The 14,275-nt window shown below is 71.5% G+C and carries 11 protein-coding genes and 1 pseudogene; 10 read left to right on the top strand and 2 right to left on the bottom strand.

Annotation, left to right across the window (positions count from 1 at the left end; translation table 11 throughout):
- The first annotated feature begins 6 nt into the window (after positions 1-6).
- The 5 genes from ACFW6P_RS22130 (at position 7) to mutM (ending at position 3,859) form a co-directional block, all read left to right on the top strand.
- Complete coding sequence (locus ACFW6P_RS22130; protein WP_386357203.1) at positions 7-1,092, top strand: cell division initiation protein; 1,086 nt, start codon at positions 7-9, stop codon at positions 1,090-1,092.
- Positions 1,093-1,220: 128 nt separating this feature from the next.
- Positions 1,221-1,865, top strand: a complete 645-nt coding sequence (locus tag ACFW6P_RS22125) for a YceD family protein (RefSeq protein ID WP_386357205.1) — start codon at positions 1,221-1,223, stop codon at positions 1,863-1,865.
- 2 nt (positions 1,866-1,867) lie between these two features.
- Positions 1,868-2,041, top strand: a complete 174-nt coding sequence (gene rpmF, locus ACFW6P_RS22120; protein WP_007493396.1) for a 50S ribosomal protein L32 — start codon at positions 1,868-1,870, stop codon at positions 2,039-2,041.
- A 7-nt stretch (positions 2,042-2,048) separates the two neighbouring features.
- Positions 2,049-2,897, top strand: coding sequence for a ribonuclease III (gene rnc / locus ACFW6P_RS22115; protein WP_386357208.1), 849 nt, complete (start codon positions 2,049-2,051; stop codon positions 2,895-2,897).
- A gap of 101 nt (positions 2,898-2,998) precedes the next feature.
- Positions 2,999-3,859 carry a bifunctional DNA-formamidopyrimidine glycosylase/DNA-(apurinic or apyrimidinic site) lyase gene (gene mutM, locus ACFW6P_RS22110; RefSeq protein ID WP_386357211.1) on the top strand — a complete coding sequence of 287 codons (861 nt, stop codon included), beginning with the start codon at positions 2,999-3,001 and terminating at the stop codon, positions 3,857-3,859.
- Here the strand turns inward: mutM and ACFW6P_RS22105 are convergent.
- Both ACFW6P_RS22105 and ACFW6P_RS22100 read right to left on the bottom strand, forming a co-directional pair.
- Positions 3,832-4,235 (bottom strand): annotated as a pseudogene (locus ACFW6P_RS22105) (winged helix-turn-helix transcriptional regulator). The gene mutM and the pseudogene ACFW6P_RS22105 sit on opposite strands and share 28 nt — an antisense overlap.
- A gap of 799 nt (positions 4,236-5,034) precedes the next feature.
- On the bottom strand, positions 5,035-6,162 hold the full coding sequence (locus ACFW6P_RS22100; RefSeq protein ID WP_386424408.1) for a CAP domain-containing protein: 1,128 nt from the start codon (positions 6,160-6,162) through the stop codon (positions 5,035-5,037).
- 160 nt (positions 6,163-6,322) lie between these two features.
- Between ACFW6P_RS22100 and ACFW6P_RS22095 the strand changes: the two genes are divergently transcribed.
- The 5 genes from ACFW6P_RS22095 (at position 6,323) to ftsY (ending at position 14,189) form a co-directional block, all read left to right on the top strand.
- Positions 6,323-6,604: an acylphosphatase gene (locus tag ACFW6P_RS22095; RefSeq protein ID WP_386357216.1), complete on the top strand. Its 282-nt coding sequence runs from the start codon at positions 6,323-6,325 to the stop codon at positions 6,602-6,604.
- Positions 6,605-6,984: 380 nt separating this feature from the next.
- Positions 6,985-7,188, top strand: a complete 204-nt coding sequence (locus ACFW6P_RS22090) for a hypothetical protein (protein WP_003993245.1) — start codon at positions 6,985-6,987, stop codon at positions 7,186-7,188.
- A gap of 209 nt (positions 7,189-7,397) precedes the next feature.
- Positions 7,398-11,003 carry a chromosome segregation protein SMC gene (gene smc / locus ACFW6P_RS22085; protein ID WP_386424405.1) on the top strand — a complete coding sequence of 1,202 codons (3,606 nt, stop codon included), beginning with the start codon at positions 7,398-7,400 and terminating at the stop codon, positions 11,001-11,003.
- Positions 11,004-11,224: 221 nt separating this feature from the next.
- Positions 11,225-12,643, top strand: coding sequence for a sugar porter family MFS transporter (locus ACFW6P_RS22080; protein WP_386357221.1), 1,419 nt, complete (start codon positions 11,225-11,227; stop codon positions 12,641-12,643).
- A gap of 346 nt (positions 12,644-12,989) precedes the next feature.
- Positions 12,990-14,189, top strand: a complete 1,200-nt coding sequence (gene ftsY / locus ACFW6P_RS22075; RefSeq protein ID WP_386424403.1) for a signal recognition particle-docking protein FtsY — start codon at positions 12,990-12,992, stop codon at positions 14,187-14,189.
- Positions 14,190-14,275: the final 86 nt, after the last annotated feature.

Genomic DNA, 14,275 nt, shown 5'->3' with positions numbered 1-14,275 from the left:
CACACGGTGGACGTGCAGAAGAAGCTCGACGAGATCGTCACCACGATCTCCGGCGCCCGGTCCATGCCCATGTCGGCCTCGTGCGTGGTCAACCGCGCCGAGCTGCTCGCGATGCTGGAAGAGCTGCGCGCGACGCTGCCCGACTCCCTCGCCCAGGCCCGGGAGCTGATCGGCGACCGCGAGCAGATGGTCGAGCAGGCCCGTCAGGAGGCCCAGCGGATCATCGAGAGCGCGCACGCCGAGCGCGGGTCGCTGATCTCCGGCACCGAGGTCGCCCGACGCTCCCAGGCCGAGGCCGACCGGATCCTCGCCGAGGCCCGCCAGGAGGCCGAGGAGGTCCGCGCCGAGGCCGACGACTACGTCGACTCCAAGCTCGCCAACTTCGAGGTCGTCCTCACCAAGACCCTCGGCTCCGTCGGCCGCGGCCGCGAGAAGCTCCTCGGCACGGGCCCGGGCACCGACGAGCAGGGCTACGAGGACGAGGACGCCCCCGAGCGCAGCCACGACCCGGAGACCCAGCGCCGTACGGCCGACGAGTACGTCGACGCCAAGCTCGGTGCGTTCGAGGCGGTCCTCGCCAAGACCCTCGAGGCGGTCGGGCGGGGCCGGCAGAAGCTGCACGGCCGGATCGCCACCGACGACCTCGGCGCCCTCGCCGACGACACCAGCACCGTCCGGCACTCCAGCGACGCCGACTACCTCGCGGACCTGGCCGCGCTCGCCGAGCAGCCGCCCACCCCCGCCGAGCGGCCCGCCGCCCAGCGGCAGGACTACGCGACGCCCCAGCCGGCGTACGGCTACCAGCCGCAGCCCGATGCGTACGGCGGCTACCCGCAGCAGCCTTACCCGGCCGAGCAGGACCCGTACGGCTACCAGCAGGCCGACCCTTACGCCGCCTACCAGGGCTACGACCCCCAGCAGGCCGCGTACGACCCGAACCAGGCCCAGCAGCAGCCCCAGCAGGCTCACCAGGACCGTCAGGGTCGGCAGGGTCACCAGCAGTACGCGCTCGACGAGACCAGCCTGTTCGACACCAGCATGATCAGCGCGGAGCAGCTGCGGGCCTACGAGCAGGGCCGCGGCCAGGGCTGAGCACCGGATTGGGCCGACAGCGAAAGGTCCAGTATCCTGGCTCTTCGGTCGCGCGTACGTCCGCGATTACCGCTGCCCGGGAACACCACAGGGCAGCTTCCCTCCGAGCTCGAAGACCGAAAGCAGGAATGGCCCTGAACGCCCGCCTCGACCACCGGAACCCCCTCGTGTTCGACACGCACGAGCTGGGACGGCGTCCTGGTGCGCTGCAGCGCCTGACCCGCACGGTCGACGCTCCCAAGGACTTCGGGATCAAGGAAGTCATCGGAGTGCCGGAAGGCGCCCCGGTGGAGCTCGGCCTCCGTCTGGAGTCGGTCATGGAAGGGGTGCTCGTCACAGGCACCGCCCGTGCCACGGCCGAGGGGGAGTGCGTAAGGTGTCTGGAGCCGCTGGAGCAGCAGCTCGAAGCGGACTTCCAGGAGATGTTCTCGTACCCTGACGCCGACGACCGGGGCCGCGTGATCGCGGAACCGGGCGACGACGCCGAGGACGACGAGGACAGGCTCTTCCTCGAGGACGGTCTGTTCGACCTCGAGCCCGTGCTGCGGGACGCGGTGGTGCTCGCACTGCCGATGCAGCCGGTGTGCCAGGAAGACTGCCCTGGTCTGTGCGCCGAGTGCGGCGCACGGCTGGCGGACGACCCGGACCACCACCACGACGCCGTCGACATCCGTTGGGCGGCTTTGCAGGGACTCGCCGGCACCATGAAGGACGGCGAGAAGGACGAGATGAGCGGCGCCGAACCGGGCGTCGACGAGAAGCAGGAGAAGTAGCCGTGGCTGTTCCGAAGCGGAAGATGTCGCGCAGCAACACGCGCCACCGCCGGTCGCAGTGGAAGGCTGCGGTCCCCACCCTGGTTGCGTGCGAGCGCTGCCACGAGCCCAAGCTGCAGCACATCGCGTGCCCGTCGTGCGGCACCTACAACAAGCGCCAGGTCCTCGAGGTCTGAGCGGCTGGTGAGAGGCACTGTGTCCACGCCTAAGAACAAGTCTTCCCGTGTGAGCGGGAGTGCTCCGGCGGACAACCAGGCCTCGTCCCACACGCTTCTGGAAGGGCGGCTCGGCTACAACGTCGAGTCCGCCCTTCTGGTGCGGGCACTGACCCACCGGTCGTACGCATACGAGAACGGCGGTCTGCCGACCAACGAGCGGCTGGAGTTCCTCGGGGACTCCGTCCTCGGCCTCGTGGTCACGGACACGCTGTACCGAACCCACCCCGACCTCCCGGAAGGCCAGCTGGCCAAACTGCGGGCCGCGGTGGTGAACTCGCGTGCGCTCGCCGAGGTGGGCCGCGGGCTCGACCTGGGCTCCTTCATCCGGCTCGGCCGGGGCGAAGAGGGCACGGGCGGCCGGGACAAGGCGTCCATCCTCGCCGACACCCTCGAAGCGGTGATCGGTGCGGTCTACCTCGACCAGGGACTGGACTCGGCGGCGGAGCTCGTGCACCGCCTGTTCGACCCCCTGATCGAAAAGTCCTCGAACCTCGGAGCCGGCCTGGACTGGAAGACCAGTCTCCAGGAGCTCACCGCGACCGAAGGGCTCGGCGTCCCCGAGTACCTGGTCACGGAGACCGGCCCCGACCACGAGAAGACCTTCACTGCTGCCGCCCGCGTCGGAGGCGTCTCGTACGGCACCGGCACCGGCCGCAGCAAGAAGGAGGCGGAGCAGCAGGCCGCCGAGTCCGCCTGGAGGTCCATCCGGGCCGCGGCGGACGAGCGCGCCAAGGCGGCGAAGGAAGCCGAAGCCACGCAGACGGCGGCGGTTCAGGCTGCCCACACGGCCGTCGACAGCAGCGTCGACGGCTGACAGCGCCGCCGCCCCTGGGCGACGGCTGCAGAGCGCACCCGAGCGCCCGCCCCCGCCCGGGGCGGGCGCTCGGTCATCCACAGGTTCGTGACGGGGGATCCATGCCCGAGTTGCCCGAGGTCGAGGTCGTACGGCGCGGTCTGGAGCGGTGGGTCGCCCACCGCACCGTCGCCGAGGCCGAGGTGCTGCACCCGCGCGCGGTGCGCCGCCACCTCGCGGGCGGCGACGACTTCGCACACCGCCTCAAGGGCCACCGCATCGGCGTCCCGAGCCGTCGCGGCAAGTACCTGTGGCTGCCCCTGGAGGACACGGACCAGTCGATCCTGGCCCACCTCGGCATGAGCGGCCAGCTCCTGGTCCAGCCGCACACGGCCCCGGACGAGAAGCACCTGCGCGTCCGCGTCCGTTTCGCCGACGCCCTGGAGACCGAACTCCGCTTCGTCGACCAGCGCACCTTCGGCGGCCTGTCCCTGCACGAGACCACCCCGGACGGCCTGCCCGACGTCATCGCGCACATCGCCCGGGACCCCCTGGACCCGCTCTTCGACGACGACGCCTTCCACCAGGCACTGCGCCGCAAGCGGTCCACCATCAAACGGGCCCTGCTGGACCAGTCGCTGATCAGCGGCGTCGGCAACATCTACGCCGACGAGGCCCTGTGGCGCTCCCGCATCCACTACGAGAGCCCGACGGCGACCTTCACCCGCCCGCGCACCCAGCTGCTCCTGGGACACGTGCGGGACGTCATGAACGCCGCCCTCGCCCAGGGCGGCACCAGCTTCGACAGCCTCTACGTCAACGTCAACGGCGAGTCGGGCTACTTCGACCGGTCGCTGGACGCGTACGGGCGCGAAGGCCTGCCGTGCCGGCGGTGCGGCACACCGATGCGCCGCCGGGCGTGGATGAACCGGTCCAGCTACTTCTGCCCCACGTGTCAGAGGGAGCCGCGCGTCTCGTCGTAGCGCCGCCGGGCCTCCAGCACGTCGTCCATCCGCCCCTCCACGAAGTGGATGAGGCCCAGCAGCCGCTCGGCGACCCCGCGTCCGAGCGGTGTCAGCTCGTAGTCGACCCGCGGCGGGTTGGTCGGCTGCGCCTCGCGGTGCACGAGGCCGTCCCGCTCCAGGGCGTGCAGCGTCTGCGACAGCATCTTCTCGCTGACACCGTCGACCCGGCGGCGCAGCTCGTTGAACCGCAGAGAGCCCTCGTACAGGGCGCCGAGGGTCAGTCCGCCCCAGCGGCCGGTGACGTGCTCCAGCGTGCCGCGCGAGGGCAGGCCCTGGCGAACACGTTGTACGGGAGGTCGTCCAGGCCCTCCGCATGCTCCTGGGTGGTGGTCATGCAGCCAGCCTACGGGAGTACAGCGCTAACCGACAGGTTGCACTGACGGAGGGTTAGTGACGTGCCACGGGGAGTCCCAGGGCGACCAGGAGAGCTGAGGACAGCTCCTCCGCGAAGAGGGGGCCGACCCGGCGAGCGTCCGCCGGACATCCTCCTCGTCGGGTGCCCGTCCGGCGGCGGCCGGCCAGGCGAGTGCGCCCGCCACGGCGGATTCGACGGGGAGGTGCTCCACGGGTGTGTCGCAGCTCTCGAGCGGTTGAGCAGGCCCTCCCAGCCGTCGCCGTCCGGCGTGAGGGCCTCGACGAAACCGACGTCGCTGTCGCGGAAGGACACCCTCACGGCCGGAGCCCCGTTCGCCCGACGAGATCCGCGACCTGCCATCCCTCCGCCGCCGGCTCCGGGTCCGCGACGCCCATGAATCCGGCTGCCGACCGCTCCACACCGGTAGTGGACGAGGAACAGAGGCTGCACTGGGACGTCATACCCGCGCGTGCATCGCCCAGGCGTCCGTGAATGAGGTGTGCCGGGTCCCCGGCAAGGCCGCCGCTTTCCAGGGACGGGCCGGGCTTCACTCCACCGGCCCGCCAGCCACGATCGCTCGGGCCATGACCCCGGCGTCACGCTGCGGACGTACAAGCCGCTGGCGCCGCCGAGCGGGACCCGGACCCGGGCCGCCGTGGACCGCGTCCTCGGGGGCGGGGTATCCGCGCGGACGTGTAACCCACGCGGGCGACGGACCTCGACTGACGGCCCGGGCGCGGCCCGGCAGGGTCGCTCAGCCGTCTGCACCCCGGTTACCTCAGTAGCCGAAGTTCTGCGTCCACCAGGGGCCGCCCGAGCCGAACTCGACGCCGACGCCCAGTGTCTTGAAGTCGCAGTTCAGTATGTTGGCGCGGTGGCCGGGGCTGTTCATCCAGGCGTCCATCACGGCCGCCGCGGTGCCCTGGCCGCGGGCTATGTTCTCGCCGCCGAGGTGGGATATCCCGGCCTTCTCGGCCCGGTCCCACGGCGTGCGGCCGTCGGGGTCGGTGTGGTCGAAGAAGCCGCGGGCCGCCATGTCCTCGCTGTAGCCCTGGGCCAGGCCGGTCAGGGCACTGTTCGCGGCGACCGGGCTGCAGCCGACCTTGGCCCGCTCCTCGTTCACCAGGCTGAGCACCTGGGCCGCGACGGCGGACTCCTGGGAGAGGGCGGCGGAGCCGCTGGGCTTCTTCGGTGCCTGGGTGGCCGTGCGCGAGGGCGTGGTGTCCGGCTTCGCGCTGGGGGTCTCGGCCGGCGCCTTCTTCTCCGGGGTCTTCTCCCGCGTTTTTTCCCGCCTGTCCGGTGTCTTCGTCGGCGCGGCCGAGGACTTCGACTCGGACGGCGACGCCGACGCGGAGCGCTGGGCGTCCCGGCTCGTCGGAGTGTCGTCCCGGTTCTCGGCGCTGCCGGAGGTGCCGCCCAGTCCGGTCGGCGTGTTCGTCGGGACGTCACCCGCCTGGACGTTGTCGGGGCCGCTGTCGCCGCCGAGCTTGTAGTTGTCGAGGCCGGGCACCGCACCCGTGGCGACCGCGACCGTGCCGAGCGCGACGGCGGCGGACACGCCGAGCAGTCCGGAGCGCACCGGGCGCGCGGCCTTCTTCCGGCGGCGGTGCGCACCGGCGCGGCGGGCCCCGTCGTCGGGCGTGAAACCGTCGTCTGCGAAGACGGCCGTGTCGTCGTAGCGCTCACCGGGCGCGGGCGCCTCGGCACCGAACAGGTAGGCCTCGCTCCGCGCGTACGTGCCGGCGAACGCCTCGGGGTTCAGATAGGGCGCGATGCCCATCGTGGGGGCGTCGTCCGCGCCGGGGTACAGCGGATCTTGGTCCTCCGCGAAGCCGTCGGCGTGGGAGATCCCCGTGGCGCGGCCCGTGGCGGCGCGGCCGGCGGCGGAGCGTCGGTGGCGTCCCATGTCCTGGCCTTCCTCGTCCTGGCGGTCGACTCGTCGCGAGATCAACACCAAACTCACTCGATCGTGTGAGTTTCATATGAGATTCGTCGATGGGGGACGGTACCGCATGGCGCATGGGGTGGAAGTGCCCAGTGGGAGATTGGGCGGTTAGGTTGCAGCCATGAGCGAGGATGTGCGATTGGTCGCCTGGGTGCGAGGACGCGTCCAAGGTGTGGGTTTCCGCTGGTTCACCCGGGCCAAGGCCCTGGAGATCGGCGGCCTGAGTGGCTTTGCTCTCAATTTGGGCGACGGGCGCGTCCAAGTGGTCGCCGAAGGGGGCCGGGAGGGCTGTGAAGGTCTGCTGGAGTGGCTCCTCAGCGACGACACGCCCGGGCGCGTAGACGGGGTCACCGAGATCTGGGACACACCTCGTGGAGGCTACGAGGGCTTCGCCGTCCGCTGATCCCGCACGGCCCGGAGGCCGCCCCGGCCGCGCCCGGGCGGCGCCGTGGGGAGTCCCCGCAACGGAAACTCGCTGGTGATTGCCGAGAACCGCTTGCCTTGGCGCGCCGCACACGCAAGGATGATCGCCACGCCCAGAGTGCCCCGCACAGACCGCCACGATGCCGCTCCAGTCCGTGTGCGACCGGGTCGCCCCCCATACGGGGCGTGATCGTGTTGACCGTCAAACTTTTTGGTGAGACGCTGAAAGCATCCCGCGCACCTTAGCTGTTTGGCATGGCTGAACGGCAGCACAACTGAAGGCCCTGCCAAGCCGCGGGTGCGAATCCCTCACGACCCACACCGCATCGGTCGGTCACTCATTGTGGAGGACCATCCATCATGGCAAAGGCGCTTCTCGGTTACGTCGGCGGCTCCGACCCGCGACTCCTCGCCGAGATGCGACGGCTCCAGCAGCGCGTCCAGGACCTGGAATCCGAGCTCGTACGGATCCAGGCGGAGAACGAGGCGCTGACGGCTGCCGCTTCTCACGACAGGATCATGGAGAGCGTTGACGCACACCAGGCGGAGCCTGCGCTCACCTGATCACTGCACCGCTCCACATCGGTACAGCAGTGGTTGGGCCGCCCGTCACCACCGCTCAACGTCAGAAGTGCAAGGGACGCCACCGGCGTCCCTTCTTTCTTTCCCCCGCGCTCCCTTCACCGTCTTAACGTCTGGTCTGCCCTGCGTGTTCAACGGTGAAACCGTGGGTTCATGGAGTGAGACATGCCTGGGCGGTAAAGTCCGGCGGCGTGCACCTCAAGGCCCTGACCCTCCGCGGGTTCAAGTCGTTCGCCTCGGCGACCACCCTCCGCTTCGAGCCGGGGATCACGTGCGTCGTCGGACCGAACGGCTCGGGCAAGTCCAATGTCGTCGACGCGCTCAGCTGGGTCATGGGCGAACAGGGCGCCAAGTCGCTGCGCGGCGGCAAGATGGAGGACGTCATCTTCGCCGGCACCACCGGCCGCCCGCCCCTGGGCCGCGCCGAGGTGTCCCTGACCATCGACAACTCCGACGGGGCCCTGCCCATCGAGTACGCCGAGGTCACCATCACGCGGATCATGTTCCGCAACGGCGGCAGCGAGTACCAGATCAACGGCGACACCTGCCGTCTGCTCGACATCCAGGAGCTCCTGTCCGACTCCGGCATCGGCCGGGAGATGCACGTCATCGTCGGCCAGGGCCAGCTCGACTCCGTGCTGCACGCCGACCCCACGGGCCGCCGCGCCTTCATCGAGGAGGCCGCCGGCGTCCTCAAGCACCGCAAGCGCAAGGAGAAGGCGCTGCGGAAGCTGGACGCGATGCAGGCCAACCTCGCGCGCGTGCAGGACCTCACCGACGAGCTCCGGCGCCAGCTCAAGCCGCTCGGCCGCCAGGCCGCCGTCGCCCGCAGGGCCGCCGTCATCCAGGCCGACCTGCGCGACGCCCGTCTGCGCCTGCTCGCCGACGACCTCGTACGGCTCCGCGACGCCCTCAAGGCCGAGGTCGCCGACGAAGCCGCGCTGAAGGAGCGCAAGGAGGCCGCCGAGCAGGAGCTGCGCAGGGCGCTCCAGCGCGAGGCCCTGCTGGAGGACGAGGTGCGACGCCTCGCCCCGCGCCTCCAGCGGGCCCAGGAGACCTGGTACGAGCTCTCCCAGCTGGCCGAGCGGGTGCGCGGCACCATCTCGCTGGCCGACGCACGCGTCAAGAGCGCCACCTCTGCACCGCCCGAGGAGGGGCGCGGCCGCGACCCCGAGGACATGGAGCGCGAGGCCGCCCGCATCCGTGAGCAGGAGGCCGAGCTGGAGGCGGCCCTGGAGGCGGCCGAGCGTGCCCTGGAGGACACGGTCGCCCACCGTGCCGAACTCGAGCGCGCCCTGATCCAGGAGGAACGGCGTCTGAAGGACGTCGCCCGGGCCATCGCCGACCGGCGCGAGGGCCTGGCCCGTCTCAGCGGCCAGGTCAACGCGGCCCGCTCCCGGGCCGCCTCCGCGCAGGCCGAGATCGAGCGCCTGGCCGCCGCCCGCGACGAGGCGCGGGAACGTGCCGTCGCCGCCCAGGAGGAGTACGAGGCGCTCCAGGCGGAGGTCGACGGCCTCGACGCCGGCGACGCCGAACTCGCCGAGCGGCACGAGGCCGCCAAGCAGCGGCTCGCCGACGCCGAGGCCGCCCTCACGGCAGCCCGAGAGGCGGCCACGGCAGCGGAACGCCGCCGCGCCGCCACCCTGGCCCGCCACGAGGCCCTGGCCCTGGGCCTGCGCCGCAAGGACGGCACCGGGACACTCCTCGCGGCGAAGGACCGTCTCTCCGGCCTGCTCGGCCCCGCGGCGGAACTGCTCACGGTGACCCCGGGCCACGAAGTCGCCCTTGCGGCCGCCTTCGGCGCGGCCGCGGACGCGATCGTGGTGACGAGCCCGGCGTCGGCCGCGGACGCGATCAGGCTTCTTCGCAAACAGGACGGAGGCCGGGCCACCCTGCTCCTCGCGGGAGACCCGGGCCCCGGGGACACGGGGCAGCACCCGGCGTGCGGCTGCCGTCAGGCGGGCGCGACCGGCCCCGACGCATCCGCGGACGCACGCCACACCTACGCCGCCGACCTGGTCCGCGGCCCGTCCGAACTGATGCCGGCCGTGCGGCGGCTGCTCCACGGCATCGTCGTCGTCGGCACCCTCGAGGACGCCGAGGACCTCGTCTACGCCCACCCCCGTCTCACGGCGGTGACCGCTGAGGGCGACCTGCTGGGCGCCCACTTCGCCCACGGCGGCTCCGCCGGCGCCCCGAGCCTGCTCGAAGTGCAGGCCTCCGTCGACGAGGCCGCCGCCGAGCTGGAGGAGCTGGAGGTGCGTTGCGAGGGGCTCGGCGCGGCCCAGCAGCAGGCCGTCGAACGGCGCCGGGAGTGCGCCGCGCTGGTCGAGGAACTGGGGGAGCGGCGCCGGGCCGCCGACCGGGAGAAGTCGGCCGTCGCCCAGCAGCTCGGGCGGCTGGCCGGGCAGGCACGGGGCGCGGCCGGGGAGGCCGAGCGGTCCACCGCCGCCGCGGCCCGCGCGCAGGACGCCCTCGACGCGGCGCTGCTCGAGGTCGAGGAACTCGCCGAGCGGCTCGCCGTGGCCGAGGAGATGCCCATCGAGGAGGAGCCGGACACCGCCGTACGGGACCGGCTCGCCGCCGACGGCGCCAACGCACGCCAGACCGAGATGGAGGCCCGCCTCCAGGTACGTACGCACGAGGAGCGGGTCAAGGGCCTGGCCGGGCGGGCCGACTCCCTGGACCGGGCCGCGCGCGCGGAACGCGAGGCACGCGCGCGTGCCGAGCAGCGACGGGCCCGGCTGCGGCACGAGGCGGCCGTGGCCGAGGCGGTGGGCTCGGGCGCCCGGCAGCTGCTCGCGCACGTGGAGGCCTCCCTGACCCGCGCCGACGAGGAGCGCGCCGCGGCGGAGGCCGCCAAGGCCCACCGGGAGCGGGAGCTCGCCCGCGCCCGCACGGAGGGACGCGATCTCAAGGCCGAGCTCGACAAGTTGACGGATTCGGTTCACCGGGGCGAGGTACTCGGCGCCGAGAAGCGGCTGCGGATCGAGCAGCTGGAGACCAAGGCGCTGGAGGAGCTGGGTGTCGAACCGGCCGGGCTGGTGGCGGAGTACGGTCCGCACCAGCTGGTGCCGCCCTCGCCCCCCGCCGAGGGCGAGCAGCTGCCGGAGGATCCGGAGCACCCGCGCAACCGGCCGAAGCCGTATTTCCGGGCCGAGCAGGAGAAGCGCCTGAAGGCAACCGAGCGTGCCTACCAGCAGCTCGGCAAGGTCAACCCGCTCGCCCTGGAGGAGTTCGCGGCGCTGGAGGAACGCCACCAGTTCCTCAGCGAGCAGCTGGAGGACCTGAAGAAGACGCGGGCGGACCTGCTGCAGGTGGTGAAGGAGGTCGACGAACGCGTCGAACAGGTCTTCACCGAGGCCTACCGGGACACCGCACGCGAGTTCGAGGGCGTCTTCAGCCGGCTCTTCCCCGGCGGCGAGGGACGGCTGATCCTGACCGATCCCGACCACATGCTCACCACGGGCGTGGACGTCGAGGCCCGCCCGCCGGGCAAGAAGGTCAAGCGGCTGTCGCTGCTCTCGGGCGGGGAGCGGTCACTGACGGCCGTGGCCCTGCTCGTGTCGATCTTCAAGGCACGGCCGAGCCCGTTCTACGTCATGGACGAGGTCGAGGCCGCGCTGGACGACACCAACCTCCAGCGGCTCATCCGGATCATGCAGGAGCTCCAGGAAGCCTCCCAGCTGATCGTGATCACGCACCAGAAGCGCACGATGGAGGTCGCCGACGCGCTCTACGGCGTCTCCATGCAGGGCGACGGTGTGTCGAAGGTCATCAGCCAGCGACTGCGTTAGGTGCATGCGGCGTACAGCTTCCTTACCTGCCCCTCTCCGTCACTTCAACGCTTGAACACATTTCTGACACACGCCAGCTCCAGGATTTTAGATCTGCCCTATTGACTTCGAAACTTGAAGACATAGTCTCGGCAACGTTCTTTTTACCTTCAGGTACCTTCAGGTGGACCTCGAAGGGCTGACCCCCTCCGGCGACGTTGCCGGCGGCCCGAGGAGTACACGTGACCAGCACAACGCAGGCACTCAAGTCAAAAGCCGGAGCGACTCACCCCGATCATCTCGGGCACGTCGTCTTCATCGCGGCGGCGGCGGCGATGGGTGGTTTCCTCTTCGGTTACGACAGTTCCGTGATCAACGGTGCCGTCGAGGCCATCCGGGACCGCTACGACGTCGGTTCCGCTGCCCTCGCCCAGGTCATCGCCATCGCCCTGATCGGCTGCGCGGTCGGCGCCGCCACCGCGGGGCGCATAGCCGACCGCATCGGCCGCATCCGGTGCATGCGGATCGCCGCGGTGCTGTTCACCGTCAGTGCCGTCGGCTCCGCGCTGCCCTTCGCCCTGTGGGACCTCGCCTTCTGGCGGGTCGTCGGCGGCTTCGCCATCGGCATGGCCTCCGTGATCGGCCCGGCCTATATCGCCGAGGTCGCCCCGCCCGCCTACCGCGGCCGGCTCGGCTCCTTCCAGCAGGCCGCGATCGTCGTCGGCATCGCCGTGTCGCAGCTGGTCAACTGGGGCCTGCTGAACGCCGCCGACGGTGACCAGCGCGGTGAGCTGATGGGCCTGGAGGCCTGGCAGGTCATGCTCGGCGTCATGGTCGTCCCGGCCGTCCTGTACGGGCTGCTGTCCTTCGCCATCCCCGAGTCCCCGCGCTTCCTCATCTCCGTCGGCAAGCACGAGCGCGCCCGCCGGATCCTCACCGAGGTCGAGGGCAAGGACGTCGACCTGAACGCCCGTGTCGCCGAGATCGAGGGCGCCATGAAGCGCGAGGACAAGTCCAGCTTCACGGACCTGCTGGGCGGTGGCTTCTTCTTCAAGCCGATCGTCTGGGTCGGCATCGGTCTGTCGGTGTTCCAGCAGTTCGTCGGCATCAACGTCGCGTTCTACTACTCCTCGACGCTGTGGCAGTCCGTCGGCGTCGACCCGACGGACTCGTTCTTGTACTCCTTCACCACGTCCATCATCAACATCGTCGGCACCGTCATCGCGATGATCTTCGTCGACCGCATCGGCCGCAGGCCGCTGGCGATCATCGGCTCGGTCGGCATGGTCGTCGGCCTGGCCCTGGAGGCCTGGGCCTTCTCCCACCCCCTGGTCGACGGCAGGCTGCCGGCCGCGCAGGGCTGGATCGCCCTGGTCGCCGCGCACGTCTTCGTCCTCTTCTTCGCCCTGTCCTGGGGCGTGGTCGTCTGGGTCATGCTCGGCGAGATGTTCCCCAACCGGCTGCGCGCCGCCGCCCTGGGTGTGGCCGCCGCCGCGCAGTGGATCGCCAACTGGGCCATCACCGCGAGCTTCCCGTCGCTGGCCGACTGGAACCTGTCCGTCACCTACGTGATCTACACGGCCTTCGCCGCGCTCTCCATCCCGTTCGTCCTGAAGTTCGTCAAGGAGACCAAGGGCAAGTCCCTGGAGGAGATGGGCTGAGTCCCGCCCCGCGCTCGGGGAGGAGCGCCCGAGTCCCCGCTGCCCCTCTCCCCTGTGACCCGACGCGGCCCCGGTTCGGTCACCGCCCGAGCCGGGGCCGCGGTGCGTCATCCACCGGAGGACGACAGAGGACGACGCCGCCCCCGGCCACCGGGGCGTGCGGCGCGGCCACACGTCCCGCGCGCGCAGCAGGCGCCGACGGACGTCGGGCCTTGAGGATCCGCCCGCGCGCCTTCGGCTGCCGGAGCGCCGGTCCTCCGGGGCTGCGGGGATCCGGCGGCCCGAGACTCCACGGGGCGGCGCAAGCGGGGTGACCCGGGGGTGCATGGCTGATACTGGACGCGTTATGGACATCGTCATCCTTGCTGTAGTCATCGCCGTGGTCGTGCTCGGCGTGCTCGGCGGACTCATCGTCGGCAGCCGGCGCAAGAAGCAGCTGCCGCCGCCCCCGCCCGCGGCACCCGACATCACCGCCCCACCGGCCGAGCCGCACGTCGGCGACGAGGCCGAGACGCCGCGGGAGGAACCGCGGCGCACGATAGAGGAGGTGGATCTTCCCGGCGCCTCGGCTCCGGTCGTCGTCGAGGAACCGCCCACCGAAGCCCCCGCGATCGAGATCCCGGAACCCACCGCCGGCCGGCTGATCCGGCTGCGCGCCCGGCTCTCCCGCTCGCAGAACGCCCTCGGCCAGGGCCTGCTCACGCTGCTGTCGCGCGAGCACCTGGACGAGGACACCTGGGAGGAGATCGAGGACACGCTGCTCACCGCGGACGTCGGTGTGCAGCCCACCCAGGAGCTCGTCGACCGCCTGCGCGAGCGCGTGAAGGTGCTCGGCACCCGCACCCCCGAGGACCTGCGCACCCTGCTGCGCGAGGAACTCGTCACCCTGGTCGGCCGCGACATGGACCGCGCGGTGAAGACCGAGCCGGAGGACCGCAAGCCCGGCATCGTGATGGTCGTCGGCGTCAACGGCACCGGCAAGACCACCACCACCGGCAAGCTCGCCCGCGTCCTGGTCGCCGACGGCCAGAGCGTCGTCCTGGGCGCCGCCGACACCTTCCGGGCCGCCGCCGCCGACCAGCTGCAGACCTGGGGCGAGCGCGTCGGCGCCTACACCGTGCGCGGACCGGAGGGCGGCGACCCGGCCTCCGTCGCCTTCGACGCGGTCAAGGAGGGCAAGGAGATGGGTGCGAACGTCGTGCTCATCGACACCGCCGGCCGCCTGCACACCAAGACCGGCCTCATGGACGAGCTCGGCAAGGTCAAGCGGGTCGTGGAGAAGCACGCCCCCGTCGACGAGGTGCTGCTCGTCCTGGACGCCACCACCGGCCAGAACGGCCTGGTCCAGGCCCGGGTCTTCGCCGAGGGCGTCGACATCACCGGCATCGTGCTCACCAAGCTCGACGGCACGGCCAAGGGCGGCATCGTGGTCGCGGTCCAGCGTGAGCTGGGCGTGCCGGTCAAGCTGGTCGGGCTCGGTGAGGGCGCCGACGACCTGGCGCCGTTCGAGCCGGAGGCGTTCGTCGACGCCCTGATCGGGGAGTGAGCTCCGGCACCCGACGAGAAGCGGCCTCCGGGCCACCGGATCCGCACGGCGAAGCGCCCGCCCCGGAACACGATCGGGGCGGGCGC

Origin of the sequence: Streptomyces sp. NPDC058741 (assembly GCF_042746715.1) — a bacterium.
Lineage (GTDB): Bacteria > Actinomycetota > Actinomycetes > Streptomycetales > Streptomycetaceae > Streptomyces.
Note: the sequence above shows the minus strand (reverse complement) of the source record. Positions and strands in the feature narration are given on the sequence as shown.

Excerpts from the sequence above, each read along its gene's own strand:
- mutM (WP_386357211.1), top strand. The coding sequence starts at position 2,999 with ATGCCCGAGTTGCCCGAGGTCGAGGTCGTACGGCGCGGTCTGGAGCGG.
- ACFW6P_RS22095 (WP_386357216.1), top strand. The coding sequence starts at position 6,323 with ATGAGCGAGGATGTGCGATTGGTCGCCTGGGTGCGAGGACGCGTCCAA.
- ACFW6P_RS22125 (WP_386357205.1), top strand. The coding sequence starts at position 1,221 with ATGGCCCTGAACGCCCGCCTCGACCACCGGAACCCCCTCGTGTTCGAC.
- ftsY (WP_386424403.1), top strand. The coding sequence starts at position 12,990 with ATGGACATCGTCATCCTTGCTGTAGTCATCGCCGTGGTCGTGCTCGGC.
- ACFW6P_RS22090 (WP_003993245.1), top strand. The coding sequence starts at position 6,985 with ATGGCAAAGGCGCTTCTCGGTTACGTCGGCGGCTCCGACCCGCGACTC.
- ACFW6P_RS22100 (WP_386424408.1), bottom strand. The coding sequence starts at position 6,162 with ATGGGACGCCACCGACGCTCCGCCGCCGGCCGCGCCGCCACGGGCCGC.